Genomic DNA, 3,579 nt, shown 5'->3' with positions numbered 1-3,579 from the left:
AAAGACGAAATAACCTGTACCGACACTCCCGGCCGAGACGCTCACATCCCTCCACCGGGTTCCTTATCAACAACAGCGCTCCGTTTTTCGCCCGTCGAGCGCTACGTTTTCTAACCGATGTCTACACGTACGCCCGGTTCTGGCAGCGGCGACTCTTCTCGGAAGCATTCCTTTCGCTTCTTGCCTCTCTTCGATCCTCGAGCATTCCGGGATCAGTGAATGTGCGAATCTCCGTGCCGCCACGGGTTTGAGCATCGTTGCGCGTCTTCAAAGTGAGTCCTCTCGCACAATGCGTGTTATCATCGAAGGCACGACACGAGTCTGACCACTACTGGAACGAACTCATTGTTTGCGACTCTTCACTTCCAACGAGTCGAAGTGAACAATCACTTGAAGAAGACGGTACATTGAAGCGAACCTGCGCCCGGTCTCGAACGGATATCCGAAAGCATAGAAGATGGCGATTGACCCCATTTGCGGAATGCATGTTGACGAATCGACGGAACTGAAAACGACCGTCGACGGAGAAACTCACTACTTCTGTAGTCAGCATTGCCTGCAGAAATTCGAGTCGCGTGAGAATTCGCCAGGTGAACTTCAGACTCTTGAGTCGACCGAGCACGAGAGTTGTTGCCACTCGGAACCTGCTCCTTCCAAAACTTCGCAGCCCGCTTCAGACAGCGAGTGTTGTGGAGGCGGCGAGCTGAACATCGTCGAGTTCGGCAGTCTCTCAAATGACGACACAAAAGCGACGCACGACTGTTGTCACGGCGATGGAACGATGACGGCGAATGCGGACAGCGAAGCGAAGTACGTCTGCCCGATGTGCCCCGGTGTCGAGAGTGATGTCCCCAGCGATTGCCCCAAGTGCGGAATGGCTTTGGAGAGAAACCCGTCCTTTCGTGGTGAACGAAAAACGATTTACACCTGCCCGATGCATCCGGAGATCGAACAGGACGGACCGGGAGACTGCCCGATCTGCGGCATGGATCTGGAACCGAAAACGATCGTCCTTGATGACGACGACGATGATGATGAGTTGAATTCAATGACGCGCCGATTTTGGGTGGCCGTTGCATTGACCATTCCCATCATGATCCTCGCGATGGGTGAGATGATTGGCATTCCGATTCATTCGTGGGTCGGCGTGGCTGCATCACACTGGTTACAACTCGTCTTCGCCACCCCGGTATTCTTCTGGTGCGGCTGGCCGTTTCTCGTTCGGGGAATTCGCTCTCTGAAAACCGGCAATCTGAATATGTTCACGCTGATCGGCATGGGGACAGCGGCAGCTTATTTCTTCAGCATTATCGCCATGCTGTTCCCGGACTTTATTCCTGAAAGCTTTCTCACACACGGAAACGTCCCCGTTTACTTCGAAGCATCGACGATGATTATCGCGCTCGTGCTCCTCGGACAGGTTTTGGAACTCCGGGCACGAAAACAGACAAGCGGAGCGATCCGTGAGCTGATGTCGCTTTCACCGGATAGAGCTCGAGTTATCCGTGATGGGCAGGAACAAACAATTCCATTGGAGCAGGTTGTTGAAGGGGACAGAATTCGAATCGTCCCGGGCGACAAAATTCCCGTCGACGGATCAGTGGTCTCCGGCCAGAGTACGGTGGATGAGTCGATGATCACCGGCGAACCGATTCCAGTCCGAAAGAAAACCGGCGACAACGCCATCGGCGGAACAGTGAACCAAACCGGCTCCTTTGAAATGGTTGCAGAGAAAGTTGGCAGCGAAACAACGCTCTCCCGTATTGTCGAAATGGTCGCCAATGCCCAACGCAGCCGGGCTCCGATTCAGAAGTTAGCGGACACGGTTTCCGGCTACTTCGTCCCAGCTGTGATTCTGGTCTCAATTCTCACATTCATACTGTGGTCGATCTTTGGACCGACGGAAACTCGCTTCGCGTACGCATTCGTGAACGCGGTTGCTGTTCTGGTGATCGCGTGTCCGTGTGCACTCGGGTTGGCGACTCCGATGTCGATCATGGTCGGTGTGGGTCGCGGAGCGAAGGAAGGGGTTCTCATTAAAGATGCTGAAGCACTCGAAGCACTCGAGAAAATTGATTACCTGATTGTCGATAAGACCGGCACCTTAACTGAAGGAAAACCCAAGCTCGTTGATATCGTTACACTCAGCGAGATAAGCGAAGACGAACTATTAACCAAGACAGCCGCACTCGAACAACAGAGTGAACACCCACTCGGAGACGCGATTCTTCAAGCGGCCCGGGAACGCAAACTTTCGTTGCCAGACGTTCAAGACTTTGATTCCTCAACCGGATTGGGAATACAAGGAACAATTAACGATGACCATCTTATCGTCGGAAGCCCCAAGTTCTTAATTACAAACAACGTTCAGGGTATCGAGAAAGTCCGAAACCGGGCAGATGGACTACGATCCGAGGGAAGCACCGTCGTTTATGTTGCGATTGGTCAACAACTTGTCGGACTGCTCGCTGTAAATGACCCGATTAAGGAATCAACTCCGAATGCGGTTCAGGGACTTCATCAGCTTGGAATCAAGGTCGCCATGCTGACCGGAGACAACGAAGTGACCGCCCAACATGTTGCCAAACAGCTGAACATCGATGAAGTCGCAGCTGGGGTAAGTCCTGAAGACAAGCACAACCGCGTCCAGGAATTGAAACAACAGAACCGAAGAGTGGCCATGGCTGGCGATGGAATCAACGATGCGCCTGCTCTCGCTGCCTCTGACGTTGGGATCGCCATGGGAACCGGGACAGACGTCGCGATTGAAAGCGCCGGGGTGACCCTGGTCAAAGGCGACCTCCGCGGAATCGAACGGGCCATTCGCCTCAGTCGAGCGACGATGAAGAACATTCGGCAGAACCTGTTCTTCGCATTCATCTACAACGTCCTCGGAGTGCCCATCGCTGCAGGAGTGCTTTATCCATTCTTCGGAATACTTCTCAGCCCGATGATCGCAGCAGCTGCCATGAGCCTCAGCTCCGTATCCGTCATCGCCAACTCACTCCGCCTTCGCTCCGTCCAACTCGACAACCAAACATCGACGAGCACTGCGAATTCGTAAGTTGCTATCACCGACCAACATCAATCTCGGACGGTTACTTGATAATTAACATCATGAGCAACTCTTAAAAGAACATCTTTCTGCTCTCGATCATTTCGTGAGATTCTCCTCTTCATCATCTCAACGAACTGGCATGAGCGCTGATCGGATCGTCTTCAAATGCCCCCAATCGTCATTGAAACGGTAGTGTGTATCGGCATCCCCCTGGTTTGTATTTTCGCTTTCAGGTAAGCAATTTTCGCGATTCTCGTTTCGTCGGTCATGGGGGTCTCAATGCTCGTATGGCGAATGCTCTATCTTGAAGAAAATGCCCCTGACTCGGACATGGATATCATTTTTGCGTTGGCAATGCTTATCTGGTCACTCATCCTGATTGCCTGGCACACAGGTAAGCGCATGGTGAACTACGGGGTGTTGGCTTTGGTTTCGCGTTCTTGTTTTCTTCTTTCGGCGATGTTCCAGCGGTGTTGGGGGTGCGTTGCCAGCCAGTGGTTGGGGAGTAACGATTCGACATT

Annotated in this window: 3 protein-coding genes; all 3 read left to right on the top strand. The window is 52.8% G+C overall.

From position 1 onward, the window contains the following. The coding region (locus tag KOR42_RS27605) for a hypothetical protein (protein ID WP_231741146.1) at window positions 1-251 on the top strand (251 nt) is incomplete at its 5' end. 206 nt (window positions 252-457) lie between these two features. Next, window positions 458-3,064 carry a heavy metal translocating P-type ATPase gene (locus KOR42_RS25910; RefSeq protein WP_146512697.1) on the top strand — a complete coding sequence of 869 codons (2,607 nt, stop codon included), beginning with the start codon at window positions 458-460 and terminating at the stop codon, window positions 3,062-3,064. A 273-nt stretch (window positions 3,065-3,337) separates the two neighbouring features. Beyond that, window positions 3,338-3,579, top strand: a 242-nt coding sequence (locus KOR42_RS27600; protein ID WP_231741145.1) for a hypothetical protein, incomplete at its 3' end; no start/stop codon positions are given.

The sequence above is a fragment of the Thalassoglobus neptunius genome (genome assembly GCF_007859735.1).
Taxonomy (GTDB): Bacteria; Planctomycetota; Planctomycetia; order Planctomycetales; family Planctomycetaceae; genus Thalassoglobus; species Thalassoglobus neptunius.
Note: the sequence above shows the minus strand (reverse complement) of the source record. Positions and strands in the feature narration are given on the sequence as shown.

Bases quoted from the DNA above. Each gene is read 5' to 3' on its own strand.
- KOR42_RS25910 (WP_146512697.1), top strand. From the start codon at position 458: ATGGCGATTGACCCCATTTGCGGAATGCATGTTGACGAATCGACGGAA.